Annotated in this window: 24 protein-coding genes and 2 riboswitches; of the genes, 14 read left to right on the top strand and 10 right to left on the bottom strand. The window is 67.7% G+C overall.

Annotated elements, in window-relative coordinates; translation table 11 throughout:
* Positions 1-49: 49 nt before the first annotated feature.
* Positions 50-724: a response regulator gene (locus ACQY8B_RS07115; RefSeq protein ID WP_422086051.1), complete on the top strand. Its 675-nt coding sequence runs from the start codon at positions 50-52 to the stop codon at positions 722-724.
* Positions 721-2,076, top strand: a complete 1,356-nt coding sequence (locus ACQY8B_RS07110; protein WP_422086050.1) for a sensor histidine kinase — start codon at positions 721-723, stop codon at positions 2,074-2,076. Before ACQY8B_RS07115 ends, ACQY8B_RS07110 begins: the two co-directional genes overlap by 4 nt.
* Before the next feature lie 3 nt (positions 2,077-2,079).
* Here the strand turns inward: ACQY8B_RS07110 and ACQY8B_RS07105 are convergent, their stop codons facing one another.
* The 4 genes from ACQY8B_RS07105 to ACQY8B_RS07090 are packed head-to-tail and all read right to left on the bottom strand — an operon-like array spanning position 2,080 to position 4,894.
* The gene (locus tag ACQY8B_RS07105; RefSeq protein ID WP_422086049.1) at positions 2,080-2,775 is read right to left on the bottom strand and encodes a M949_RS01915 family surface polysaccharide biosynthesis protein; all 696 of its coding nucleotides are present in this window, start codon (positions 2,773-2,775) and stop codon (positions 2,080-2,082) included.
* A gap of 6 nt (positions 2,776-2,781) precedes the next feature.
* Entirely contained in the window at positions 2,782-3,204 is a 423-nt protein-coding gene (locus ACQY8B_RS07100; protein WP_422086048.1) for an acyl-CoA thioesterase, read from the bottom strand.
* Positions 3,201-4,091: a DMT family transporter gene (locus ACQY8B_RS07095; protein WP_422089166.1), complete on the bottom strand. Its 891-nt coding sequence runs from the start codon at positions 4,089-4,091 to the stop codon at positions 3,201-3,203. Before ACQY8B_RS07095 ends, ACQY8B_RS07100 begins: the two co-directional genes overlap by 4 nt.
* A 20-nt stretch (positions 4,092-4,111) precedes the next feature.
* Positions 4,112-4,894, bottom strand: a complete 783-nt coding sequence (locus ACQY8B_RS07090; protein ID WP_422086047.1) for an SDR family oxidoreductase — start codon at positions 4,892-4,894, stop codon at positions 4,112-4,114.
* A gap of 143 nt (positions 4,895-5,037) precedes the next feature.
* Between ACQY8B_RS07090 and ACQY8B_RS07085 the strand changes: the two genes are divergently transcribed.
* Positions 5,038-6,735: an electron transfer flavoprotein-ubiquinone oxidoreductase gene (locus ACQY8B_RS07085; RefSeq protein WP_106934074.1), complete on the top strand. Its 1,698-nt coding sequence runs from the start codon at positions 5,038-5,040 to the stop codon at positions 6,733-6,735.
* 59 nt (positions 6,736-6,794) lie between these two features.
* On the opposite strand, the gene ACQY8B_RS07080 is transcribed toward ACQY8B_RS07085, so the two are convergent.
* Positions 6,795-7,034 (bottom strand): hypothetical protein, encoded by a 240-nt coding sequence (locus ACQY8B_RS07080; RefSeq protein ID WP_422086046.1) that lies wholly within the window; start codon positions 7,032-7,034, stop codon positions 6,795-6,797.
* Between the two features lie 95 nt (positions 7,035-7,129).
* On the opposite strand from ACQY8B_RS07080, the gene denD reads away from it, so the two are divergent.
* From denD to ACQY8B_RS07060, 4 genes are all read left to right on the top strand, one after another.
* Positions 7,130-8,149, top strand: a complete 1,020-nt coding sequence (gene denD / locus ACQY8B_RS07075; RefSeq protein WP_422086045.1) for a D-erythronate dehydrogenase — start codon at positions 7,130-7,132, stop codon at positions 8,147-8,149.
* 48 nt (positions 8,150-8,197) lie between these two features.
* The gene (locus ACQY8B_RS07070) at positions 8,198-9,166 is read left to right on the top strand and encodes a TRAP transporter substrate-binding protein (protein ID WP_422086044.1); all 969 of its coding nucleotides are present in this window, start codon (positions 8,198-8,200) and stop codon (positions 9,164-9,166) included.
* Entirely contained in the window at positions 9,163-9,657 is a 495-nt protein-coding gene (locus ACQY8B_RS07065) for a TRAP transporter small permease (RefSeq protein WP_422086043.1), read from the top strand. The genes ACQY8B_RS07070 and ACQY8B_RS07065 overlap by 4 nt, the downstream gene beginning before the upstream one ends.
* Positions 9,658-9,742: 85 nt before the next feature.
* Positions 9,743-11,020, top strand: coding sequence for a TRAP transporter large permease (locus tag ACQY8B_RS07060; RefSeq protein ID WP_422086042.1), 1,278 nt, complete (start codon positions 9,743-9,745; stop codon positions 11,018-11,020).
* Here ACQY8B_RS07060 and ACQY8B_RS07055 read toward each other — a convergent pair.
* Positions 11,008-11,796: an AraC family transcriptional regulator gene (locus ACQY8B_RS07055; RefSeq protein WP_422086041.1), complete on the bottom strand. Its 789-nt coding sequence runs from the start codon at positions 11,794-11,796 to the stop codon at positions 11,008-11,010. The genes ACQY8B_RS07060 and ACQY8B_RS07055 overlap by 13 nt on opposite strands.
* 90 nt (positions 11,797-11,886) lie before the next feature.
* On the opposite strand from ACQY8B_RS07055, the gene ACQY8B_RS07050 reads away from it, so the two are divergent.
* Together ACQY8B_RS07050 and ACQY8B_RS07045 are read left to right on the top strand one after the other, a co-directional pair.
* Positions 11,887-13,077, top strand: a complete 1,191-nt coding sequence (locus tag ACQY8B_RS07050; RefSeq protein WP_422086040.1) for an MFS transporter — start codon at positions 11,887-11,889, stop codon at positions 13,075-13,077.
* A gap of 78 nt (positions 13,078-13,155) precedes the next feature.
* Entirely contained in the window at positions 13,156-13,623 is a 468-nt protein-coding gene (locus tag ACQY8B_RS07045) for a L,D-transpeptidase Cds6 family protein (protein WP_422086039.1), read from the top strand.
* Positions 13,624-13,627: 4 nt separating this feature from the next.
* Here the strand turns inward: ACQY8B_RS07045 and ACQY8B_RS07040 are convergent, their stop codons facing one another.
* Entirely contained in the window at positions 13,628-14,047 is a 420-nt protein-coding gene (locus ACQY8B_RS07040; protein WP_422086038.1) for a hypothetical protein, read from the bottom strand.
* A gap of 165 nt (positions 14,048-14,212) precedes the next feature.
* Between ACQY8B_RS07040 and ACQY8B_RS07035 the strand changes: the two genes are divergently transcribed.
* The 4 genes from ACQY8B_RS07035 to gcvP all read left to right on the top strand — a co-directional run bounded on the left by ACQY8B_RS07035 (position 14,213) and on the right by gcvP (position 19,640).
* The gene (locus ACQY8B_RS07035) at positions 14,213-14,770 is read left to right on the top strand and encodes a hypothetical protein (RefSeq protein ID WP_422086037.1); all 558 of its coding nucleotides are present in this window, start codon (positions 14,213-14,215) and stop codon (positions 14,768-14,770) included.
* A 46-nt stretch (positions 14,771-14,816) separates the two neighbouring features.
* Positions 14,817-14,907: riboswitch (glycine riboswitch) on the top strand.
* 12 nt (positions 14,908-14,919) lie between these two features.
* Positions 14,920-15,032, top strand: a riboswitch (glycine riboswitch).
* A 45-nt stretch (positions 15,033-15,077) separates the two neighbouring features.
* Positions 15,078-16,250: a glycine cleavage system aminomethyltransferase GcvT gene (gene gcvT, locus ACQY8B_RS07030; protein ID WP_422086036.1), complete on the top strand. Its 1,173-nt coding sequence runs from the start codon at positions 15,078-15,080 to the stop codon at positions 16,248-16,250.
* A gap of 60 nt (positions 16,251-16,310) precedes the next feature.
* A complete protein-coding gene (gene gcvH, locus ACQY8B_RS07025; RefSeq protein WP_093055555.1) occupies positions 16,311-16,682 on the top strand; it encodes a glycine cleavage system protein GcvH in 372 nt (123 codons plus the stop codon).
* A 48-nt stretch (positions 16,683-16,730) separates the two neighbouring features.
* The gene (gene gcvP, locus ACQY8B_RS07020) at positions 16,731-19,640 is read left to right on the top strand and encodes an aminomethyl-transferring glycine dehydrogenase (protein ID WP_422086035.1); all 2,910 of its coding nucleotides are present in this window, start codon (positions 16,731-16,733) and stop codon (positions 19,638-19,640) included.
* 46 nt (positions 19,641-19,686) lie between these two features.
* Here gcvP and ACQY8B_RS07015 read toward each other — a convergent pair whose 3' ends face one another.
* The gene (locus ACQY8B_RS07015) at positions 19,687-20,598 is read right to left on the bottom strand and encodes a DUF3014 domain-containing protein (RefSeq protein ID WP_422086034.1); all 912 of its coding nucleotides are present in this window, start codon (positions 20,596-20,598) and stop codon (positions 19,687-19,689) included.
* A gap of 134 nt (positions 20,599-20,732) precedes the next feature.
* Positions 20,733-21,848 carry a DUF2855 family protein gene (locus ACQY8B_RS07010; RefSeq protein ID WP_422086033.1) on the bottom strand — a complete coding sequence of 372 codons (1,116 nt, stop codon included), beginning with the start codon at positions 21,846-21,848 and terminating at the stop codon, positions 20,733-20,735.
* A 49-nt stretch (positions 21,849-21,897) separates the two neighbouring features.
* On the opposite strand from ACQY8B_RS07010, the gene ACQY8B_RS07005 reads away from it, so the two are divergent.
* Positions 21,898-22,521: a TetR/AcrR family transcriptional regulator gene (locus ACQY8B_RS07005; protein WP_422086032.1), complete on the top strand. Its 624-nt coding sequence runs from the start codon at positions 21,898-21,900 to the stop codon at positions 22,519-22,521.
* On the opposite strand, the gene ACQY8B_RS07000 is transcribed toward ACQY8B_RS07005, so the two are convergent.
* Positions 22,496-23,173 carry an alpha/beta hydrolase gene (locus tag ACQY8B_RS07000; protein ID WP_422086031.1) on the bottom strand — a complete coding sequence of 226 codons (678 nt, stop codon included), beginning with the start codon at positions 23,171-23,173 and terminating at the stop codon, positions 22,496-22,498. The genes ACQY8B_RS07005 and ACQY8B_RS07000 overlap by 26 nt on opposite strands.
* Between the last annotated feature and the right edge of the window lie 8 nt (positions 23,174-23,181).

The raw sequence follows: 23,181 nt of genomic DNA, 5'->3' as shown, positions 1-23,181 counted from the left end.
TCCGCAATTCGACGGAGCTAGACTTCTTTTTTTGTTGAAAGGACATGGCGTGCGCATATTGCTGGTCGAAGATGACACTGCGCTGGCAGATGCGGTCTGCAGCTACCTGCTGGCCAAGGCCTTCGTGGTCGACGTGGCGCCCAGCCTCGCCGACGCGCGCGGCGCGCTGCTCTCGGTCCAGTACGCGGCGGTGTTGCTCGACCTCCACCTGGGCGACGGCGACGGGCTTTCGCTGCTTCCCCAGATACGCGCCCTGCCCGAACGCCCCATCGTCATCGTCCTGACCGCGCGCGACCAGGTCACCGACCGCATCCGCGGGCTCGACGCCGGCGCCGACGACTACCTCATCAAGCCCTACGACCCCGCCGAGCTGCTCGCCCGCCTGCGCGCGGTCGAGCGGCGGCGCAGCGCCAGCAGCTCGCCGGTCCTGAAGCTGGGCACGCTGGAGATCGACCTGGCGCATGACATGGTCCGCAAGAACGGCGCTCCCATCACGCTGACCCAGAAGGAATGGGCGCTGCTGCGCGTGATGGCGACCCGGCCAGAGCGCATCCACACGCGCGAGAACCTGGCCGATGCGCTCTACGGTTTCGGCGACGAGGCCGACAGCAACACGCTCGAAGTCTTCATCAGCCGCCTGCGGCGAAAGCTCGGGCGCAGCCACATCCAGACGCTGCGCGGCCTCGGCTACCGCCTGTCGTTCTCCGCGGACGACGACGAATGAGATTCGGCGCAAAGCTCGGTGAAGGCCGCGACTCCCTGGCCGGGCGGCTTACCCGCACGCTGATCGTCTGGGTCGGCGGCGTGTGGCTGATGTGCGTGCTGGCGGTGGTCTGGTACGTCGACCGGGAGATCAACCACAACTTCGACAACGAACTTGTCGAGGTGTCCCACCGCATGTTCGACATGGCGGTGCAGGAACTCGACAAGCTGCAGCACACCAGCGGCACCGCCCCCACGGAACCGCTGATCGCGCCCAAGCAGCTGTTCTCCGAGGACGCGGTGATGTACCAGGTGGTGGACGTGCACGAGCACGTGCTGCTGCGTTCGGCCGAGGCGCCCGTCGGCGCCTTCGACGTTCCGCTGGCCGCCGGCTTCGCCAACAACCAGACCTGGCGCATCTACACGGTGCGGCACCCCTCGCTGGGGCTGTACTTCCAGGTGGCCGACCCGCTCGACGAGCGGCGCCACGCGCTGAACCGCACCTTGTTCGGCCTGATCATTCCGCTGGGCGCGGTGCTGCCGCTGCTAGCGCTGGTGCTGCGCAACGTGGCGCGCACCGAACTGCGCGCGCTTCAGCAACTGGCCGGAGAAATCGCAAAGCGCAACGGCGCCGACCTGCGCCCGATCACCTTGCCGGGCCTGCCGCAGGAGCTTCGCTCGGTCGGCGACCACGTCAACCGGCTGCTGGAGCGGCTTTCGCATTCGCTCGACGTGGAGCGCGCGCTCGCGGCCAATGCGGCACACGAGTTGCGCACCCCGCTGGCCGCCGCGCGGCTGCGGCTGCAGACCGCGCTGGAGCACGACCTGCGGCGAAACGACGTGCAGGCCGCGCTCGACGCGCTGCAGATGCTGAGCCACCGCGCAGAAAAGCTGCTGCAGCTGTCGCGCGCGGAATCCGGCGCCTCGCTGGCACGTGCCCGGGTCGACCTGGTGCAACTGGTCGGCACCGTGGCGCAGGAGCTCTGGCAAGACCCGCAAATCAACGAACGCCTGACGCTCAAGGTGCCCGACAGCGCGGCGCCGGTGGCGCTCGGCGACGTCGACGCGCTGGCCATCGCCTTGCGCAACCTGGTGGAAAACGCCCTTCGCTACGGCGGCGAGCGCGTGGTGGTCGAGGTGACGGCCCCCTGCACGCTGGTGGTCCGCGACTTCGGCGCCGGTGTCGGCGCGGAGCAACTGAGCACGCTGCGGCAGCGCCATGTGCGGCACGCCTCCGACCGCGCGGGCTACGGGCTCGGGCTGTCGATCGTCGGGACCATCGTCGAAAAGCACAACGCGCGGCTCGAACTCGAATCGCCGCCGCCTGGCGCGGCGCACGGCTTCGAGGCGCGCATCGTGCTGCAGCCGGTCTGAGCTTCAGCGCCCGGCCGCTTCCTTCCTCGGTGCAAAGTCGTAGGAATTGTCGAACCCGAACTGCCCCGCGCTGTACATGGCGGACATCTTCTTGACGAGGTGCTGCCGCAACGGCTTCGGCAAGGCAAAGTAGTTGGCGTTGGCCGTGGTCTTGCGGTCGCCGTCGAGGTGGCCGGTGATCGCATGGATCGTGGCCTTTTTGCCCTGGTGGAAGGTGACGATCTTGATGCGGCCCGTGAAGTCGTCGGTGTCGATGTTGTCCGCATCGTCGAGGATGAAGAAGCGGTACACGAGCACGGGGTCGACGAGGCCGTCACCGTCGATGTCCGTCAGCTCGAAGAGCCTGGACCTGAAGTTGACGCCAGCGTCGTCCTTGCCGGCGAAGTCGCGAATCGACCATTGCCGCACCAGCGCGTTGCCAGCCTCCACCTTGTAGAGAGAAGCCTGGATGGCGGAGGACAGCTTTTCCTGGGTAAACGGCAAGTCCTGCTTCTCGCCGAGCAGCAGCGCGTAGCTGCCCGACTTGTCGGTGTAGCAGTAGCGCTTGAACACGGGAAGCTCGAAGCCTCCGGCCTTCTTCAGTGCCTCGGTGCCCAGGAACGGCGCGTTGGCGGGGCATTCGTTCTTGCCGGGGGTCTGTGCCAGGACGTGGCCGCAGGCGGCGAGCAGCGCGAGCGTCAGCACAGCATTGCGCTTCATCGGCGACTACTCGCTCACCAGCGTGCGCAGCCAGTCGGGCAGCGCCAGTGCCTTCTGCTTCGGGAAGTCGACCCAGATGGTGGTCGCACCGCCTGCCGCGCAGATCACATCGGGCTCTTCTTCCCGTGCCATGGTGCCCCAGCTCTCGAAGGTGGTGCGGCCCGGGTCGCTCACGTACATCTTGAGCAGCACCTTGCCGGGGTACTCGATCTGCCGGTAGAAATTGCAGAAGGCGTTGACGATCACCATGCCCTCGCCGCCCGGCTCGGGCTCGAAGCCGATGGAGTGCATCCAGTCGATGCGCGCGGTCTCGAGGTAGCGGAAGTAGGTGCCGTTGTTCAGGTGGCCCATGGCGTCCATGTCTCCCCAGCGGATGGGGATCAGGGTTTCGTACACGAGCTTCTTCTTTTCGGGGATTTCGATTCTCATCGGTGCGCCTTGATGGATGCGAGGATGCCCAGCACGAACAGCAATGCCGCGGCCCACTCTGTGGCCTGCGGCCAGCGGCCGTCCCAGACGAAGGAATAGAGCAGCGCAAACAGCGTCTCGCTCACGATCAGCTGGCCGCACAGGCTCGCGGAGAGCCGCTGGCTCGCGATGTTCCAGAGGATGGTGGCCAGCCACGAAGAGCCGAAGCCGCTGGCCAGCGCGAGCCAGACGAAGAGCATGCCGTCGGGCCGGGTCCGCAGCGTGGCGACGTCGCTGCCCGCCGCCAGCCACAGCGCCAGCGCGCCCAGCCCGGTCGCCACGCCCAGCCAGTTGGCCCAGTCGGTCGCGCTGAGTTCGGTGTGGCGCTGCAGCCAGGCGGCATTGAGCAGGCCATAGACCGTCCAGCTCACCATTGCGCACAGCGCCAGCGCGATGCCCCAGCCAAAGCGCGCTCCGCTGGCGTCGCCGGCGCCATGCTGCGCCGACCATGCGCCCCAGATCATCAGCGCGATGCCCGCGCCGGTGAGCACGAGCCCCGGCAGCAGCGCGCTCAAGCGAAGGCCCGCCGGCCTGCCCAGCAGCATCATCCAGACCGGAATCGTGCCGATGATGAGGCTCGGCACCTCGGTGCCCGCAGCCTCGATGCCGAAGGCCAGCAGCAGGTAGTAGCCGCTGAAGCCCAGCACGCTGAGGCCCAGTGCCGCCAGCGCCTGCCGGCCGGTGGGCCAGCGCACGGCGGCCGGCCGCGCGAACACGGCGAGCCCGGAGATGGCACCGAACACCAGGAAGCGTGAGGCGGTGATGTCGACCATGCCGAAGTGGCCCACCATGCGCGGCGCCACGAAGGTCAGGCCCCAGAGCGCGCCCGCGCCCAGCCCGGCCGCGATGCCGACCAAGGCGCGCGGACTCAGAGCGCGAACCCGTCGTCGGCCGCGATGACGGCGCCGTTCACGAAATGGCTCTGGCCGCTGGCCAGCAGCACGATCAGGCCGTCAAGGTCTTCGGGCTTGCCCACGCGCTTGCGCGGCAGCATGTTGACCAGCTTGGCGCCGCCTTCGGTGGTCCAGTGCTCCTCGTTGAGCTCGGTCGTGATGTAGCCCGGGCACAGCGCGTTCACGTTGATGCCGAAGCGGCCCCACTCCAGCGCCATGGCCTTGGTCATCTGCACCACGGCGGCCTTGCTCATGCAGTAGGTGCCGATCTGCGGCATGACCTTCAGCGCCGCCGCCGACGCGATGTTGATGATGCGCCCGCCGATGTAGGTGCCCGGTGCCGTGCCCGTGGCGCGCGCCAGCATGCGCTTGCCCACTTCCTGGGCGACGAAGAACGAGCCCTTGACGTTGGTGTCGAAGATGTAGTCGTAGTCGTCGGGCGTCACATCCTGCAGGCGCCGGGTGGTGCTCACGCCCGAGTTGTTGACCAGGATGTCGATGGCCCCGACCTCGGTCTCGGCGCGCGCGACGGCGGCCTTGATGCTGCCGATGTCGGTGACGTCGAGCTCGACCACGTGGGCGTCGCCGCCCTCGCCTTCGATGCGCGCGCGCAGCTCCTTGAGCTTCTCGATGCGGCGGCTCGCGAGCACCACCGCGGCGCCCGCGCGCGCCAGTGTTTTTGCGAACTGGGCGCCAAGCCCGCTGGAGGCGCCGGTGACAAAGGCAACGCGGCCCGAGAGATCGATGCTGTAAGCCATGAACTGAATCCTGTGGAGTCGCGCAGGCGACGCTAAGGAAAGCCGTGCCCGCAAGTGACGCGGACCGCCCGCGGACGCCGCATAAAATGCCCCGCAACCCGGGATGCCCCGCGCCTCGAAAAATCATTATCGACCCAACCCACATGACCCACGACGAAATCCTCGCCCAGTTCGGCCCTCGCGAAGCCATGGAATACGACGTGGTCGTGGTCGGTGGCGGCCCGGCCGGCCTCTCGACCGCGATCCGGCTCAAGCAGCTCGCCGCGCAGCAGGAAAAAGAGATCTCGGTCGTGGTGCTCGAAAAGGGCTCGGAGCCCGGCGCGCACATCCTGTCGGGCGCCATCATGGACCCGCGCGCGCTCAACGAGCTGCTGCCCGACTGGAAGGAGCTGGGCGCCCCGCTGAACCAGCCCGTCACCGACGACGCGATGGTGTTCCTGGGCGAAAAGGGCAGCCTGCGCACGCCCAACGCGTTCCTGCCGGCGTGCTTCCAGAACCACGGCAACTACATCATCAGCCTGGGTGCCTTCACCAAGTGGCTGGCGCAGCAGGCCGAGAACCTGGGCGTGGAAATCTTCCCCGGCTTCCCGGCCGCCGAGGTGCTCTACAACGAAGACGGCTCGGTGCGCGGCGTGGCCACCGGCAACATGGGCGTCGGCAAGGACGGCGAGCCGACCGAGAACTTCCAGCTCGGCATGGAACTGCTGGGCAAGTACACCGTGTTCGCCGAAGGCGCGCGCGGCCACCTGGGCCGCCAGCTCATCGCCAAATACAAGCTCGACGCCGGCAAGGACCCGCAGACCTACGGCCTGGGCGTGAAGGAAGTCTGGGAAATCGACCCCAAGCGCCACCAGCCCGGCTTCGTGCTGCACACCGCCGGCTGGCCCATGAAGAGCGACACCTACGGCGGCGCGTTCCTCTATCACATGGAGGACAACAAGGTCACCATGGGCTTCATCACCGGCCTGGACTACAGCAACCCCTACCTGAGCCCGTTCGAGGAAATGCAGCGCTGGAAGCTGCACCCCAACATCCGCTGGTACCTGGAAGGCGACGAGGCCAAGGGCATCAAGCCCGCCAAGCGCATCGGCTACGGCGCGCGCGCCATCACGGCCGGTGGCCTGATGTCGCTGCCCAAGACCGTGTTCCCCGGCGGCGCGCTGGTCGGCTGCGAGGCCGGCTACCTCAACGTGAGCCGCATCAAGGGCAGCCACGCCGCCATCAAGACCGGCATGCTGTGCGCCGAGGCCGCCTTCGAGGCGGTGCAGGCCGGCCGCCAGCACGACGAACTCACCGCCTACCCGGAAGCCTTCGAGAAGAGCTGGCTGCACGCCGAGCTGAAGAAGGCGCGCAACTTCAAGGCATGGTTCAAGAAGGGCCTGGGCGTTGCGACGCTCATGAACGGCATCGAACAATGGCTGCTGAAGGGCAACATTCCCTGGACGCTGCGCCGCAACAAGGCCGACCACCTGTACCTGAAGCCCGCCTCGGAGTGCAAGCCCATCGTCTATCCCAAGCCCGACGGCAAGCTCACCTTCGACCGGCTCTCCAGCGTGTTCATCAGCAACACCAACCATGAAGAGCAGCAGCCGGCCCACCTGACGCTGAAAGACCCGACGGTGCCGGTGAACATCAACCTCGAGAAGTTCGCGGGCCCCGAAAGCCGCTACTGCCCGGCCGGCGTGTACGAGTTCGTGGGCACCGAAGACGGCAAGCAGCGCCTGCAGATCAACGCGCAGAACTGCGTGCACTGCAAGACCTGCGATATCAAGGACCCGACGCAGAACATCGTGTGGGTCACGCCTGAAGGCGGTGGCGGGCCGAACTACGTTGGCATGTAAGGCGCCTGCGTCTTTCAAAGGAAGCCCTCTTCGGAGGGCTTTTTAGTTTCCTCGGAGCCTCAGTCGCGCGCGATGAACTTGCCCGCGACAAATCCGCCCAGAACGGCACCGGCAATGCAGCCGGGAAGCGAGAAATTCGCGCTGGCCAGGCCAGCGAGCGCCCCCGCACATGCGCCCAGGAAAATCCAGGCCAGCAAGGCGCGCCTGCGCCGGTAATGCGGCAAAGGCTTCTGGGCGAACATGCCGTTCGCCACGAGCCATGCAATGGCAAGGAGCCACAAAACCACGACCGTGAACATCCGGTGTCTCCTGTCGATGAAAGATGCGTACCCGTGATCGAGCATGCCACATGCCCCGCCGCGCTTATTCTTGGCGCTCAAAGGAGACAAGACCCATGCACATCGTCATCACCGGCGGCGCCGGCTTTCTGGGCGCACGCCTCGCGCGCACGCTGTTGAAGCAAGGCAGCCTTGCGCTGGCCGGCGCCCCGGCCCGCTCCATCGAACGCATCACGCTGGTCGACCGCGCCGCCCCGCCGGCCGACCTCTCATCCGATGCGCGCATCACCGCCGTCACCGGTGACCTGAACGCGCAGCTCGCTGCCGATGCCGACGCCAGCTTCTGGCGCGAAGCCGACGCCATCTTCCACCTGGCCGCCGCGGTCAGCGGCGAGTGCGAGGCCGACTTCGACCTCGGCATGCGCAGCAACTTCGCGGCCACGCATGCGCTGCTCGAAAAAGTACGCGCGCTCGGCACGAAGCCCGTGCTGGTGTTCTCCAGCTCGCTCGCCGTGTTCGGCGACTCGCCCGAACAGCCCTTGCCCAAGGTCATCGAAGACCGCACGCTGCCCACGCCGCAGACCAGCTACGGCATCCAGAAATTCATCGGAGAACAACTGGTTGCCGACTACACGCGAAAGGGCTTCGTGCGCGGGCGCAGCGTGCGGCTCATGACGGTGAGCGTGCGGCCGGGCAGGCCGAACGGCGCGGCCTCGGGTTTCTTCAGCGGCATGATCCGCGAGCCGCTGGCCGGCCTGCGCGCGGCCTGTCCGGTGCCGGACGAGACGCCTGTGGCCGTTGCGTCACCGGCGCGAACCATCGAGGGCATCGTGCGCGCCGCCGAGGCCAGTGATGAGCAATGGGGCCCGCGCACCGCGCTCAACCTGCCCTCGCTCGCCACCACGGTCGGCGAAATGGCGCTGGCGCTCGAGCGCGTGGCCGGCAAGGCGGCCACCACCCTGCTCGACCGCACGCCCGACCCGACGATCCAGCGAATCGTGAAGACCTGGCCCGGGCACTTCGAGACGGTGCGCGCGAAGGCGTTGGGCCTCCTGCCCGACGAGAGCTTCGAGGCCGTCATTCGCGATTACGTCCGTGAAAATCCCGACGCGGTGAAGCTCCCCGGTGTTGCATAGTCGGTCAATCGCGCCCGACGCGTTACTGACCCAACTCCCGGAGACAACATGAAATTCGGCCCCATTGCCGCCGCCTGCCTTTCGCTCGCCCTGAGCTCGGTCGCCTTTGCACAGACGACCATGAAGATCAGCATTTCGACCGCGCAGAACTCGCACCAGGGCGTTGCCATCGACACCTTCGCCAAGGAAGTCGAGAAGCGCACGGGAGGCCGCTACAAGGTGCAGACCTTCTACAACGGCTCGCTCGGCGGCGAGCGCGAGTCGATCGAGGCGGTGCAGTTGGGCACGCAGGAACTCGCGTTCTCCTCGACCGGCCCGGTGCCCAACTTCGTGCCCGAGACGAAGATCCTCGACGTGCCCTTCCTGTTCCGCGACAAGGCCCATGCGCGCGCCGTGCTCGACGGGCCGATCGGCCAGGAGATGCTGACCAAGTTCGACGCCAAGGGCTTCAAGGCGCTGGCGTGGGCCGAGAACGGCTTCCGTCACATGACCAACAGCAAGCGCGACGTGAAGGCCCCCGAAGACCTGAAGGGCCTGAAGATGCGCACGATGGAAAACCCGGTGCACATCGCGGCCTACAAGGGCTTCGGCATCATCACCACGCCCATGGCCTTCCCCGAGGTGTTCACCGCGCTGCAGCAAGGCACGGTCGACGGCCAGGAGAACCCGCTGCCGGTCATCATCTCGGCCAAGTTCGACCAGGTGCAAAAGCACCTGTCGCTCACGGGCCACGTCTACTCGCCCTGCATCTTCCTGATGAACAAGGCGAGCTTCGACAAGCTCAGCGCGGCCGACAAGCAGGCCTTCCTCGACGCTGCCAAGGAAGGCACCAAGGCCAACCGCGCGCGCGTGGACGAAGACGACGCCAAGGGCGTGGCCGACCTGCGCGCCAAGGGCATGACCGTGATCGACAACGTCGACAAGGCCAAGTTCGTCGCCGCGCTCGCGCCGGTCAATGCCCAGTTCGAGAAGGAATTCGGCAAGGCCAACCTCGACAAGATCCGCGACTACAAGTGAAAGAGAAATTCCTGAGCGTCGAGCGCTGGACCACCGGCTTCTCGATGCTGATGGCCTGCGCGATGCTGGTCGTCGCGTCGGCCCTGGGCGTGTTCCAGATCGTCACCCGTTTCGTGCTGGAACAGCCGGCCGAATGGAGCGAGATCCTGATCCGCGTGAGCCTCATCTGGATGGTGTTCATGGGCATCCCCATGGCGTTCAGACAGGGCGCGATGGTGAGCGTGGACGTTCTCTACCGCTGGAGCCCGCCGCGCATGCGCCGCGTGCTAGACGCGGTGGTGAGCGTCGCCGCGCTGGTGCTGATGCTGGTCGTGCTCTGGTGGGGCTGGGACTACGCCATGCGCGGACGCGTGCAGTCGATGGCCGGCCTCGAAAGCATCTCGATGGTGTGGTCCTACCTGGCGCTGCCCGTGGGCTCGCTGTTCTGCCTGTTCGGCATCGTCGGTAATTTTCTCGACCCGAAGCGGCTCGAACTGGAGACCGCGCAATGAGCGCCGCGCCGGACCGCCCCAAGCAAGCGAACGGCCCCCTCGGGGGGCGGCGAGGACACGAAGTGCCGAGCGTGGGGGCTGCATCATGAGTGTGGTGATGGTTGCAACGATGGTGCTGTGCTTTGCACTGTCGGTCTCGGTGGCGGTGTCCATCGGGCTGGCTTCGATCCTGGGCATCCAGGTGACGAACGCCAACATGCTGATCTCCGTGAAGGAGATGTTCAACTCGATCAACAAGTTTCCGCTGGCTGCCATTCCGTTCTTCATCCTGGCCGGCAACCTGATGGAAACCGGCGGCATCTCGCGCCGGCTGGTGGAGTTTGCCAAGAGCATCGTGGGCGGCGTGCAGGGCGGCCTGCCGATGACCTGCGTGCTCACCTGCATGATCTTCGCGGCGGTGTCGGGCTCGTCGGTGGCCACCACCTTCGCGATCGGCGCCATCCTGATCCCGGCGCTCATCAAGCACGGCTATCCCAGGGCGTACGCCGCGGCCCTGCAGGCCACCAGCGCGGAGCTGGGCGTGATCATTCCGCCGTCGATCCCGATGATTCTTTACGGCGTGAGCGCCGAAGTGTCCATCGGCGAGCTGTTCATCGCGGGCTTCGGCCCCGGCATCCTGATCAGCCTGGCGCTCATGCTGTTCGTGTGGGCCTACTGCAAGTGGAAGGGCTGGGGCAAGACCGACGGCGAAGGCCGCATGCCCTTCGGCCGCGCGCTGTGGCAGGCAGGCTGGGCGCTGCTCATGCCGGTGATCATCCTCGGCGGCATCTACGGCGGCATCTTCACGCCCACGGAAGCCTCGGCGGTGGCGGTGTTCTATGCGCTGGTGGTGGGCATGGTGATCTACCGCGAGATCAAACCCAAGGACCTGTACGTCATCTTGCGCAAGTCGGTGATGTCGTCGGCGGTGATCATGTTCATCATCGCCAACGCGGGGCTGTTCGCGTTCCTCATCACCCGCGCGGGCGTGCCCGACGCCATCGGCCACTGGCTGCAGGAGGTGCTGCAGTCGCCGGCGATGTTCCTGCTGGGGGTGAACGCGGCTCTGTTCGTGATCGGCATGTTCATCGAGACCAGCGCGGCAATCATCGTGCTGGCGCCGATCCTGGCGCCGGTGGCGGTGCACTTCGGCATCGACCCGGTGCACTTCGGGCTGATCATGGTGGTGAACCTGGCCCTTGGCATGATCACGCCGCCCTTCGGCGTGAACCTGTTCGCGGCATGCACCGTGGCGCGCATATCGCTGGACCGCATCGTGAAGCACCTGGTGCCCTTCGTGCTGGTGATCATGGCGTGCCTGATGGTGATCACCTACGTGCCCTGGGTCTCGCTGGCGCTGCGCGACCTGGTCTACGCCAGGTAGTCGCGCCGCAGGTACACGCTGGGCGGCACGCCCAGCGTGCGCCGGAACATGGCGGTAAAGGCGCTCGGGCTTTCGTAGCCGTGCGCCAGCGCCACCTCCAGGATCGACGCGCCCGCAGCCAACCGCGGCAGGCTCAGCAGCAGCCGTGCCTGCCGGCACCACGCGCCGAAGTTCATGCCCGTCTCGCGCTGGAACAGGCGCGCGAGCGTGCGGGTGTTCATGTGCAGGCGCAGCGCCCAGTCGTCCAGCGTGGCGGGCAGCGACGGGTCGCGCACCAGTTCCTCGCACAGCACGGCCAGGCGCGCATGGCGCGGCATCGGCACATGCAGCGACAGCACTGGCGCGGCCAGGATCTCGTCGAGGATCAGTTCCATCACCCGCTCGTCGCGGCCACCCGGTGCGTAGTCGAGCGGCAGCGCCACGGCGGTGACGATCAGCTCCCTCAGCAGCGCGCCGACATGGATCACGCGGCATTCGGCGCCCAGGTCCGCGCGCGTGCCGGGCTCGACGAAGACGGTGCGCATCTTCACCTCGCCGGCCATGCGAATCTGATGCTCCATGCCCGCCGGCACCCACACGCCGCGCCCGGTCGGCACCACCCAGTTGCCAGCCGCGGCGCTCACCAGCATCACGCCCGAAATCGCGTGGATCAGCTGGCCGCGCCGGTGCGTGTGCGGCGGTATGAAGGCGTCGCCGGCGGGGTCGGTGGCCAGCACCGCGACGGCGCGCGGGGTCGACTCGCCCTCTTCGGGCCGCAGGTTGATCGCTTTGTCCATTTCTCGACGATGCTTGTTGATTCGTAGCAAGAACATCTTCGCACGGCTTCCTACGATGCTTTTTTTCAAGGAAATGAAAGAAGCGATCGAATGAACAAGCGCCGACTCGGGTTGCTCACCGGCACCCATGCCGTCAATGACCTCTACCAGGGGCTCGTGCCCGCACTGCTGCCGTTCATGGTGCTGGAACGCGGCTACAGCTACACAGCCGTGGCGGGCCTGATGCTCGCGGCCACCGGGCTGTCGAGCGTGGTGCAGCCGCTGTTCGGCCTGTACGCCGACCGCCATCCGCGCAGCTGGCTGGTGCCCACCGGCTTCATGGTGGCGGCGCTGGGCGTGGTGCTGGCAGGCTTGAGCCACAGCTACCTGCTGACCTGGATCGCGATGGTGCTGTGCGGGCTGGGCATCGCGGCCTACCACCCGCCCGCCACTGTGGCAGCGCGCGCGGCCGGCGGCGCGTCGCAAAAGGCGATGAGCGTGTTCTCGGTGGGCGGGACCATCGGCGCGTCGTTCGCGCCGGTGCTGGCTGCCACCGTGGTGAGCGGCGCCAGCCTGTCGCGCAGCTACCTGCTGGGCGTGTCCGCGCTGGCGATGGGCATCGTGTGGATGATCGCGAATGCCGGCAGCGGCGCGGCCTCGGCCGCCACGGCAGCCGCTGCGCGCAAGGCGGGCGGCGAGGTGCTGAAGCCGCACAACGACTGGCGCGCCTTCAGCCTGCTGGTCGCGACCATCGTCGGCTGGTCGATCCCGTATGTCACCGTGCTGTCGATGCTGTCGCTGCGCATCACGCGCGACCTGCACGGCACCGCCTTCCAGGGCGCCGCGGCGCTGACCTCGTTCACCGCTGCGGGCGCTGTCGGCACGCTGCTCGGCGGCTGGCTGGGCGACCGCATCGGCCGCATGGGCACGATCCGCGCCGGCTACCTGCTCGCGCTGCCGTCGCTCGCGGGCCTGGTGCTCGCGCCGGACGCCGGCTGGGCGCTCGCCTGCACCGCGTTGCTCGGCATGTGCATGTTCCTGCCCTTCGCAGCGCAGGTGACGCTGGCGCAGGACTATCTGCCGCGCAACCCGGCCACGGCCAGCGGCATCACGCTGGGACTGGCGCTGTCGGTGGGCGGACTGGTGTCGCCGCTGTTCGGCATGCTGTCGGATGCGCGCGGCCTCGGCGTCACGCTCACGACGGTGCTGTGCGTGCTCTGCGTCGCGACGGTGCTGGCCTTGAGGCTGCGCAACCGGTCGATGCAGGCGGTGCCGGCCGAGGTGGAGGGCGCGGCCGCCTGAGCACCGCGGGCACGTTCGTTCACTGCCAGAATCGGCGTCGGATTCGACGCCTATAACTGACAAAGAGGGAACTGCGCCATGAACCGATCCTTGACGACCTGCCTGCTCGCCGGTGGACTGCTGCTGACCACGGCCGCATTCGGCGCGTCGCCGGCCGCGCCGGCCACGCCGTCCGCCACCGAGGCAGCGGTACCCGCTCCCACGGTCGGCATCGCCGAAGTCGAGGCTGCCGTACGCGCCTGGGCCGCGGCCTGGTCGGCCCGCGACGCGGACCGCTACCTCGCCGCCTACGCGCCCGACTTCACGCCGCCGCGCAACCAGGACCGCAAGCGCTGGGAGACCGACCGGCGCGCGCGCATCGCGGACAAGTCGAGCATCAGCGTGGGCATCGAAGACCTCGTCATCAGCGTCAACGGACAGTCCGCGAGCGCCAGGTTCAAGCAGGTCTACCGCGCCGACAAGTTGAAGGAGACGGGCCGCAAGACGCTGGAGCTGCAGCGCGTGGGCAACCAGTGGCTGATCCGCAAGGAAAGCGCGGGCGGCTGAAGGCTCACAGCCCCAGCTTCGTCAGGGCCCAGGCCACGGTGCCCAGCTGCACCACGTTGAGCGCCATCCCGGCAATGTGAAGCTGGCGGAACCGGCGGGCCGAAACGTCGACCGCCGGGATCGTGCCGCGCAGCAGGTCCATGCGCGGAATGATCAGCCAGCAGCGCAGCGAGAAGGCCAGGCCAGCGATGAAGGCCATGCCCACGGCAAAGACCGCCCGGCCGGACCAGGCGTAGCAAAGCGCCGCCGCGCTGCCCGTCAGCATCATCGCGAGGTAATACACGTTGAACAGGCCACGGATGAAGCGCGAGTCCAGCGGCGTGTCGTGCTTGAGGATCAGCAGCGGCAGCGAGCCCATCATGAAAAAGCCCATCCAGACGAGCAGCAGGACTGTCGCCATGAGTGCAAAGACGATGGGAAGCATGTGGTGGGCCCCTCCGCGGTGCCGGAGCATACCGCCGGGCGAGGCCGTGACGGTAGCGGGAAATCGTGTGGGGAAACTGCCATTTCCGTAAGCGAAAAGGGTTCATGAAGATGTCACCGCTTGCAACGATGCTGCTGCCCTCGATCTCCGAAAGCTGTGGCTGCCATGTTTCCCACCAAGACCGACAAGGCGCGCGACGAACTCCAGGGCGGACAGCGCACGCTCAGCCAGCGTGAACGCGCACTGCTGCTCATGGCCGACGGGCGGCGCTCGCTGACCGACTTCAGCCCGCTGTTCAGCACCCGCGACGAAGCCGAGCAGGCCATCCAGACACTGGTGCAGCGCGGCTATCTGCAAACCCCGAACGTCGCGGTTGCCCCCCAAGCCGCGCCCCCTGCCCCGGCGCCCGCCCAGCCCGCACCGATCCCCGCTACCGAGCCGATCCAGATCGCCACCTCGGCCGACACCTTCGACGGCAAGCGCTCCCTGGCCACCACGCGCATGTTCCTGTTCGACATCTGCGAGCGCATGTTCGTGCGCCGCGATCCCAAGTTCGCACTGCAGATGCGCGACGCCCTGCGCGAAGCCCGCGACCGCGAGGCCATGCTGACCATCGCCGCGTTGATGCTCAGCGAAATAGAGAAAGCCGCCGGCCCCGAGCGCGCCGAGTCGCTGCGCGAGCGGATCGACAAGCTGCTGCCGCCGGCTGAAGTCGTGCACTGACTGGAACCGCGCACTCGCCCCGAACGCCGCCGCGCATCAACTACACTCAGCAGAGTCAGGAGAGAGCCCCGCAAGCCGGGGCCGCCGAAGGCGCAGGGGTTTCCCGAACGCTCAGGCAAAAGGACTGACAAGGCGCCGGCGAACACCGGCGTTTCCTTGCTGGAGAGAGGCCGCCGTACCGCAAACGGCGCAGCGGCCCACCGAAGGAGCAAACCCCGATCGTGGGGCGAATCTCTCAGGTAAAGCGGACAGCAGGGGTGGCCCATGGCTTGCGTCATGGATTTTGTCTGCCCCTTTGGAGTGCCCCGTGGCCGCTTCCTCCGCACCCGCTACCGAACTTCTCAAGACGCCGCTGCACGACCTTCACGTGGAGCTCGGCGCCCGCATGGTGCCTTTCGCCGGCTATTCCATGCCGGTGCAGTACCCCGCCGGCCTCATGGCCGAGCACAAGCACACGCGCGACGCGGCCGGCCTGTTCGACATCTCCCACATGGGCCAGCTGCGCCTCGTCGGCCCCGACGCCGCGGCCGCCTTCGAAACCCTGATGCCCGTCGACGTGATCGACCTGCCCGCCGGCAAGCAGCGCTACGGCCTGCTGCTGAACGACGAAGGCGGCATCCTCGACGACCTGATGTTCTTCAACGAAGGCCACGGCTCGCTCTTCGTGATCGTCAACGGCGCCTGCAAGGCGGCCGACATCGCCCACATCCAGCAGAAGATCGGCGCCCGCTGCGAAGTGCAGCCCTTGCCCGACCACGCCCTGCTCGCGCTGCAGGGCCCACAGGCCGCGGCCACGCTGGCGCGCCTGTCGCCCGGCATCGAGCGCTTCGTGTTCATGACCGGCGGCGCGGTGCAGATCGGCGGCCTTCCCGCCTTCGTCACGCGCAGCGGCTACACCGGCGAAGACGGCTTCGAGATCTCGGTGGCCGCCAAGGATGCCGAAACACTTGCCCGCCTGCTGCTGGCCCAGCCCGAGGTCAAGCCCATCGGCCTGGGCGCGCGCAATTCGCTGCGGCTCGAGGCCGGCCTGTGCCTCTACGGCAACGACATCGACACCACCACCACGCCGGTCGAGGCCTCGCTCAACTGGGCGATGCAGAAGGTGCGCCGCGCGGGCGGCGCGCGCGAAGGCGGCTTCCCCGGCGCCGCGAAGATCCTCGCGCAGCTTGCCGCCGCCACGGCGGGCACCGCCGGCCACACCGACCACGACACGCTGAAGCGCAAGCGCGTGGGCCTCGTGGCGCTCGAGCGCATTCCTGTGCGCGACGGCACGGTGCTGCAGTCATTCGAAGGCCAGGACATCGGCATCGTCACCAGCGGGCTGCTCGGCCCCACGGCCGACCGCTGCATCGCCATGGGCTACGTGGCCACCGCCTTCGCCGCGCCCGGCACCCGCGTGCAGGCCATCGTGCGCGGCAAGCCGGTGCCCATGGAAGTCTCGACCATGCCTTTCGTGCCGACCCGCTATTACCGCGGCTGAACGCGGCAGACCCGGCTAGGCTCTGCACCCCGATTCATTTTTTCCACGAGGAGTTTTCTCATGAGCATCAAGTACACCAAGGACCACGAATGGGTGTCGGCCGAAGGCGACGCGGCCACCGTCGGCATCACCGTGCATGCGCAGGACGCGCTGGGCGACGTGGTGTTCGTCGACCTGCCCGAAGTCGGCAAGACCTTCGCGCAAGGCGAAGTTGCCGGCGTCGTCGAGTCGGTCAAGGCCGCCGCCGACGTGTTCATGCCCGTGTCGGGCGAGATCACCGAAGTCAACGAAGCCCTGCGCGCCGACCCGTCGCTGGCCAACAGCGACCCGCTGGCCGCCGGCTGGTTCTTCAAGGTCAAGCTGAGCGAGCCCGCGCAGCTCGACGCCCTGCTGGACGCCGCCAGCTACGACAAGTTCGCGGCCGAATCCTGATCGCCTGATTCTTCTTCCGAGCCCCCTTCCTCCCGAGCCCTCACCGCCATGCCGATTCCCGCCCTTCCCTCTTTGCAAGAACTAGAGAACGCCGAAGAATTTCTCGCCCGCCACATCGGCATCGATGCGGCGGACGAGGCGCGCATGCTGCCGGTGATCGGCTCGGAAACGCGCTCGGAGCTCATCGACGGCATCGTGCCCGCGGCCATCCGCCGCGCGCGGCCGATGCGGCTGCCGGCCCCCGTGACCGAAGCCGACGCGCTGGCCGAGCTGAAGGCGATGGCGTCGAAGAACAAGGTGTTCAAGAACTTCATCGGCCAGGGCTACTACGGCACGCACACGCCGGGCGTCATCCTGCGCAACATCCTCGAGAACCCCGCCTGGTACACCGCTTACACGCCCTACCAGGCCGAGATCTCGCAGGGCCGCATGGAAGCCCTGCTCAACTTCCAGACGATGGTGTGCGACCTCACGGGCATGGCCATCGCCAATGCATCGATGCTCGACGAAGCCACGGCGGCAGCCGAAGCCATGACGCTCGCCAAGCGCAGCGTGAAAAGCAAGAGCAACGTGTTCCTGGTGTCGGGCGACTGCCATCCGCAGACCATCGAGGTCATCAAGACGCGCGCCGCGCCGCTGGGCATCGAAGTGAAGGTGAGCACGGTGTCGGAAACGCTGCCGCACCTGATGGTGAGCGGCGCCTTCTTCGGCGTGCTCGCGCAGTACCCCGCCACCACCGGCCACGTGCACGACCTGCGCCCGCTCGCGGGCCATGCGCACCAGTGCGACGCCGCCTTCATCGTGGCGGCCGACCTGCTGGCGCTGACGCTGCTGGTCGCGCCGGGCGAGTTCGACGCCGACATCGTCTGCGGCACCACGCAGCGCTTCGGCATGCCGCTGTGCAACGGCGGCCCGCACGCCGCCTACCTGGCCTGCCGCGACGAGTTCAAGCGCTCGCTGCCGGGCCGCCTGGTGGGCGTGAGCGTCGACACGCACGGCCAGCCCGCCTACCGCCTGGCGCTGCAGACGCGCGAGCAGCACATCCGCCGCGAGAAGGCCACCTCCAACATCTGCACCGCCCAGGTGCTGCCGGCCGTGGTGGCCAGCATGTACGCCGTGTACCACGGGCCAGACGGCCTCACCCGCATCGCGCAGCGCGTGGCGGCGCTCACCGCCATCCTGTCGACGGGCCTTTCGCAGATGGGCCGCGAGCCGGTCAACACCACCGCCTTCGATTCGCTGACCATCCGCACCGGCGACGACACGCCCGCCATCATCGAGCGTGCACAGGCAGCCGGCGTCAACCTGCGCCAGCGCCTGCAGCAGCACCTGGGCATCTCGCTCGACGAGACCACCACGCGTGCCGACGTCGAGACGCTGTGGGCCCTGTTCGCGCCCGCCGGCAAGCCGCTGCCGCGCTTCGACGACCTGGCAGCGAACACCACGCCGCTGATCCCCGAAGACCTGCGCCGCGCCAGCGCCTTCCTCACGCATCCGGTGTTCAACACCCACAAGAGCGAGACCGCCATGCTGCGCTACATCCGCAGCCTGTCGGACAAGGACCTGGCGCTCGACCGCAGCATGATCCCGCTGGGCAGCTGCACCATGAAGCTCAACGCGACCAGCGAGATGATCCCCATCACCTGGCCCGAGTTCGCCAACATCCATCCCTTCGCACCTGCGGACCAGCAGCTCGGCTATGCCCAGCTCGATGCGCAGCTGCGCGCCTGGCTGTGCGAAGCCACCGGCTACGCTGGCATCAGCCTGCAGCCCAACGCGGGTTCGCAGGGCGAGTACGCAGGCCTGCTGGCCATCAAGTCCTTCCATGAAGCCAAGGGCCAGGGCCACCGCAACATCTGTCTGATTCCGTCTTCCGCGCACGGCACCAATCCCGCGAGCGCGCAGATGGTGGGCCTGCAGGTGGTGGTGACGGCCTGCGACGCGCAAGGCAACGTCGACATGGACGACCTGAAGCGCGCCTGCGAAAAGCACAGCGCCAACCTGGCCGCGGTGATGATCACCTATCCCAGCACGCACGGCGTGTTCGAAACCCGCGTGAAGGAGCTCTGCGAGCTGGTGCATGCGCACGGCGGCCGCGTGTACGTGGACGGCGCCAACATGAACGCGCTGGTCGGCGTGGCCGCGCCGGGCGAGTTCGGCGGCGACGTGAGCCACCTGAACCTGCACAAGACTTTCTGCATTCCGCACGGCGGCGGCGGCCCGGGCGTGGGTCCGGTCTGCGTGGTCGAAGACCTGGTGCCGTACCTGCCGGGCCATGTGACGGCCGGCGTGCCGTCGCACGGCGTGGGTGCCGTGTCCGCGGCCCCGCTGGGCAACGCGGCCGTGCTGCCGATCAGCTGGATGTACTGCCGCATGATGGGCGCCAAGGGCCTGCAGGCCGCGACGGAGACGGCCATCCTGAGCGCCAACTACATCAGCGCGCGCCTGAAGGACCACTACCCCACGCTGTACGCGAGCCCCAATGGTCACGTCGCGCACGAGTGCATCCTCGACCTGCGCCCGCTGAAGGACACCAGCGGCGTCACCGCCGAAGACGTGGCCAAGCGCCTAATCGACTACGGCTTCCACGCGCCCACGCTGAGCTTCCCGGTGCCCGGCACGCTGATGGTGGAGCCGACCGAGAGCGAGCCGCTGGCCGAGCTCGACCGCTTCATCGACGCGATGATCGCCATTCGCGGCGAAATCCGCCGCATCGAGGAAGGCGTCTGGCCGAAGGAAGACAACCCTCTCAAGCACGCGCCGCACACCGCTGCGAGCCTGCTTGGCACCGAATGGAGCCACCCGTACTCGCGCGAACTCGGCGCGTTCCCGCTGGCCACGCTCAAGAACGCCAAGTACTGGCCGCCCATCGGCCGCGTCGACAACGTCTACGGCGACCGCAACCTGTTCTGCAGCTGCGTGCCCGTGGGCGACTACCAGGAAACCGAAGAGGCCTGAGCCTCGCCAGCCGGACCGGCCGGGCCGGCCGGTCTATTGCGGCTGGCTACTGCGACTTCTTCTTCGCGATGTCGGCGGTCGCGATCTGCTGACGCAGCCCGCGCAGGCTGGCCTTCATCTTGCGCTCGTTCTCCGGCCCCATTCGCACCATGATCTTCTGGCCGGAGCTCGCTTTCTCCAGCTCCTGGTCGACGTACTCGTAGCGCACCCAGGGGCGCTGCGAAGGCACGTCGCCCTTCACCTCGACCAGCCGCACCTGCACCGGGCCCTTGGGCTCGGGCGCCTGCAGCAGGTTGTCGATCACCGCGATGAGCCGGTCGTTGAAGTAGCGCCCCGGGTAGCCCAGCTCTTCATAGGCCTGCTGGAACAGCGGATAGAGCCTGGCGTACACCGCCGCGGCCTTGGCCGGATCGACCGATTGCACCAGCAGCACGAAGCCGTTGTAGCGCGCCGCGTTGTTGGCGGAAATGGTCTGCGCCTCGCCCTGCCCCTCGGTGATGAAGCGCTGGCCCGTGGGCTGCACCGGCCATGCGCTGGCGGGCGCCTGCTCGCGCGCGAGGTTGTCGACCGTGGCCACGAAGCGCCGCACGATGCCGTCGGAACGCAGGAAGCTCTCGGCGTTCTTCGCGCCCAGCAGATCGGCCAGTGCCTTCATCACGCGCGAATCGGAATCGGCGAGCTTGGGCAGCGCGGCGTCAGGCGGCGCGAGCGCATCCACGGGGTTCTGCGGGCCGGTGGGCTCGGCACGGGCGGGGGGTGGAGGCGGTGGTGCATCGGCGGGCGCCGCGGCCACGGGCGCGGGCTCCGGCGGCTTTTGCTGTTGCTGGTACCAGCGCCAGCCGAAGAAGGCGGCCGCCAGCAGCACCAGCACGATGACGATGATCGTGCCCACGGGCGTTTCACGGCGGGGGCGGAATTCGGGCGCGTCGCGCGTGTCGCGGATGTCGCTTTCAGGCATGGGTCGGTTTCCTTTGGCTGGCGTGGAAGGCACAGGGAGACGAAGGCTATGGTGCACCAATAAGGGCACCGCCGCGTCCGCATCGTCCCCATCGTCGTAACGCCCTGTGACGTGCCGACCCGGCAGAAGTTCAGTCAGTCTGCGAGCCGCACCACATGCGCTTGCCGCGGGTCGACCCTGCCAGCGTGCAGGTCGGCGATCACCGCCTGCGCATGCGCGAAGCCTTCACCCTGCGCCAGCGCCATCCAGCGGTTGCCGGGGCGGCTGATCTCGGCAATGAACCGGCCCTGCGCCTCGTTGAAACGGCGGTTGACCTCCTGCGGACCCCAGTCGGCATTTCGCTTGCGGATCTGCACCGGCGCGAAATAGAGCTGCGGCGTGGGTCCGGGCAGCGACGTGGTATCGCCGAGGAACTCGGTCTTCTGCGCCGATCCCGCATAGCAGTCGTAGACCAGCGATTCGCCGAAGTGGTGGTGCACCGTCGTGCGCAGTTCGTCGTTGCCCGAGAAGTCGACATACAGCGTGGGCACGTCGGACGGCAGCGTGGCGATCTCTTCATAGGCCAGCGTGCGGTCGTAGCAGCCAAGGCCTTCCACGAAGGCGCGATTGCCGTTGGACGTGGCGGCAATCAGCGTCAGCCCTTCACGCTTGCCCAGGCAGAAGGCCGTGCCGAACGCGGTCTTGCTCGACGCGCTCGACACCACCACCTGCTTCGCGCCGAAGAAGCCGTTGTCTTCCAGGAAGTCGGCCAGCATGAAAGAAGTGATGAACAGCGGACGCACCAGCATCTGGTAGTCCTCCAGCGCGGCAACGTAGCCCGCGTCGTTGCTGCAGCGCATGTACTGGTTGTAGGCCGACACCAGTTCGCTGCGGTGCGAGGCGCCGTCGTAGAAGCCGCGCGGCGTCACGCGCACCGGCTGCATGCGCAGGTGGCTCGCGATCGGGAAGTAGCCGTAGAAGCGCTCGCCCACCGCCACGCCCTCCACGTTCGAGGCGGCCACGTCGGCGAAGCCCCAGGCCGGCATGTGGCCCCAGTCGCCATCGCCGGTCGGAAAGAACTGCCAATACTTCATGACCGCGTCGCCGAAGGCCGCGTAGGTGATGTTGTTGGTGGTCAGCGAGAAGCGGCCGATCTTCATCAGCACCTCGCCGGGTTGCAATGCGCCGGTGTCCTCCGTGGTCACGACACGGGTAGTGCCGAGTGCGTTCTTGCGCGTCTGGAGGCGGGTTAAAGTGAATGCGTTGTTCATTCGCAAACTGTATGGCGGCCCGCTTCGCGGCGGGTTCGGAAACCCGTCGATGCCGGACGCACCCCGCTCCAAGCCCCTGAAACGCCCTACGCAGGCACGCAGCAAGTTCACCGTGCAGGCGATCTACGACGCCTTTGTTCGGATTTGGAACGCGCACGGCTGGGAAGGCGTGACCACCCGCGCCGTGGCACTGGAAACCGGCATCGCGGTCGGCACTCTGTACGACTACTTTCCCGACAAGGAAGCCCTGCTCTCGGGCTATGTGCGCCACTGCATCGAGGCGCTGCTCGCGCGGCTCGACGCGGATGTGATCGCACTCGAAGACATCGGCTGGCGCGAGCGGGTGCCGCGCCTGGTGCGCATCACCTGCGACACGCAGCTCGAAGGGCTGCCCGCCTTCGACCACGAAATGCTGATGCTCGAACACCGCGTGGCCGAGCCCAAGCACCATCGCCGGGTGTACGACGAACTCGCGGCACGGTGGCTGCGGGCCTTCGCGGCCTGCACGGACCTGGAGCCGCAGCCCTCGCCAGACACCATCCACGCCCTGCTGACCGCCTGCTGGGGCGCCCGCCGCTACCGTCTGCTGGTGCAGCCCGAAGCCGGCAGCGACAACGGCTGCTGGCTCGCGGAGATGGAAGCGATGGTCACGGCGCGTCTGGCGACGCGCTGAGCGCCTGCAGCCACGCCAGCGTGGCCTGCAGCTCGGCCGGGCGGATCTCGTGGGCGCCCGGAAAATCGCCGCCCGACAGCGTCAGCGGCAAGGTGCGCGCCAGTTCGCGCGTCACTTCAGCCGCGCTGGGCGGAATCACGTTGTCAGAACTGCCGTGGCTCACCCACAGCGCCTTGCCCTCGAAGGCCTCGGCCGGCGCGACATTCGGCACCACTTGCGACAGCAGCCGGCTGTGCCACACCATCGCGGCGCGCACGCTCTGGGGCTTGGTCAGCAGCAGCGACAGCGCCATGATCCCGCCCTGGCTGAAGCCGCCGACGATCACACGCTCCGGCGGCACGCCGAGCTGCTGGCCGGCCGAGGCGATCATCTCGCCGACGAGGAAGCGGCTCTCGCGCTCCTGCTCTTCGTTGATCAGACGCTCGCCGTTCGGCAGGAACTGGAACTCGAACCACGCATAGGCATCAGGCGACAGCACATACGGCGCGCGCAGGCTCAGCACATGAAAGTGCGGGGGCATCATGCGCGCGAGACCGAACAGGTCCTGCTCGTTGCTGCCGACGCCGTGCATCAGCACCAGCAGCCAGGGTTCGGCAGTGCCCGGCCGGGCCGCGTGTTCGAGGAATTTGAGGGGCAGGTGAAGTTGGGTCATGGGGTGGT

The sequence above is a fragment of the Variovorax sp. genome, from assembly GCF_965279555.1.
Classification (GTDB): Bacteria; Pseudomonadota; Gammaproteobacteria; order Burkholderiales; family Burkholderiaceae_C; genus Variovorax.
Note: the sequence above shows the minus strand (reverse complement) of the source record. Positions and strands in the feature narration are given on the sequence as shown.

Excerpts from the sequence above, each read along its gene's own strand:
- ACQY8B_RS07110 (WP_422086050.1), top strand. The coding sequence starts at position 721 with ATGAGATTCGGCGCAAAGCTCGGTGAAGGCCGCGACTCCCTGGCCGGG.
- ACQY8B_RS07105 (WP_422086049.1), bottom strand. The coding sequence starts at position 2,775 with ATGAAGCGCAATGCTGTGCTGACGCTCGCGCTGCTCGCCGCCTGCGGC.
- ACQY8B_RS07100 (WP_422086048.1), bottom strand. The coding sequence starts at position 3,204 with ATGAGAATCGAAATCCCCGAAAAGAAGAAGCTCGTGTACGAAACCCTG.
- ACQY8B_RS07090 (WP_422086047.1), bottom strand. The coding sequence starts at position 4,894 with ATGGCTTACAGCATCGATCTCTCGGGCCGCGTTGCCTTTGTCACCGGC.
- ACQY8B_RS07085 (WP_106934074.1), top strand. The coding sequence starts at position 5,038 with ATGACCCACGACGAAATCCTCGCCCAGTTCGGCCCTCGCGAAGCCATG.
- ACQY8B_RS07080 (WP_422086046.1), bottom strand. The coding sequence starts at position 7,034 with ATGTTCACGGTCGTGGTTTTGTGGCTCCTTGCCATTGCATGGCTCGTG.
- denD (WP_422086045.1), top strand. The coding sequence starts at position 7,130 with ATGCACATCGTCATCACCGGCGGCGCCGGCTTTCTGGGCGCACGCCTC.
- ACQY8B_RS07070 (WP_422086044.1), top strand. The coding sequence starts at position 8,198 with ATGAAATTCGGCCCCATTGCCGCCGCCTGCCTTTCGCTCGCCCTGAGC.
- ACQY8B_RS07060 (WP_422086042.1), top strand. The coding sequence starts at position 9,743 with ATGAGTGTGGTGATGGTTGCAACGATGGTGCTGTGCTTTGCACTGTCG.
- ACQY8B_RS07055 (WP_422086041.1), bottom strand. The coding sequence starts at position 11,796 with ATGGACAAAGCGATCAACCTGCGGCCCGAAGAGGGCGAGTCGACCCCG.
- ACQY8B_RS07050 (WP_422086040.1), top strand. The coding sequence starts at position 11,887 with ATGAACAAGCGCCGACTCGGGTTGCTCACCGGCACCCATGCCGTCAAT.
- ACQY8B_RS07045 (WP_422086039.1), top strand. The coding sequence starts at position 13,156 with ATGAACCGATCCTTGACGACCTGCCTGCTCGCCGGTGGACTGCTGCTG.
- ACQY8B_RS07040 (WP_422086038.1), bottom strand. The coding sequence starts at position 14,047 with ATGCTTCCCATCGTCTTTGCACTCATGGCGACAGTCCTGCTGCTCGTC.
- ACQY8B_RS07035 (WP_422086037.1), top strand. The coding sequence starts at position 14,213 with ATGTTTCCCACCAAGACCGACAAGGCGCGCGACGAACTCCAGGGCGGA.
- gcvH (WP_093055555.1), top strand. The coding sequence starts at position 16,311 with ATGAGCATCAAGTACACCAAGGACCACGAATGGGTGTCGGCCGAAGGC.
- gcvP (WP_422086035.1), top strand. The coding sequence starts at position 16,731 with ATGCCGATTCCCGCCCTTCCCTCTTTGCAAGAACTAGAGAACGCCGAA.
- ACQY8B_RS07015 (WP_422086034.1), bottom strand. The coding sequence starts at position 20,598 with ATGCCTGAAAGCGACATCCGCGACACGCGCGACGCGCCCGAATTCCGC.
- ACQY8B_RS07010 (WP_422086033.1), bottom strand. The coding sequence starts at position 21,848 with ATGAACAACGCATTCACTTTAACCCGCCTCCAGACGCGCAAGAACGCA.
- ACQY8B_RS07005 (WP_422086032.1), top strand. The coding sequence starts at position 21,898 with ATGCCGGACGCACCCCGCTCCAAGCCCCTGAAACGCCCTACGCAGGCA.
- ACQY8B_RS07000 (WP_422086031.1), bottom strand. The coding sequence starts at position 23,173 with ATGACCCAACTTCACCTGCCCCTCAAATTCCTCGAACACGCGGCCCGG.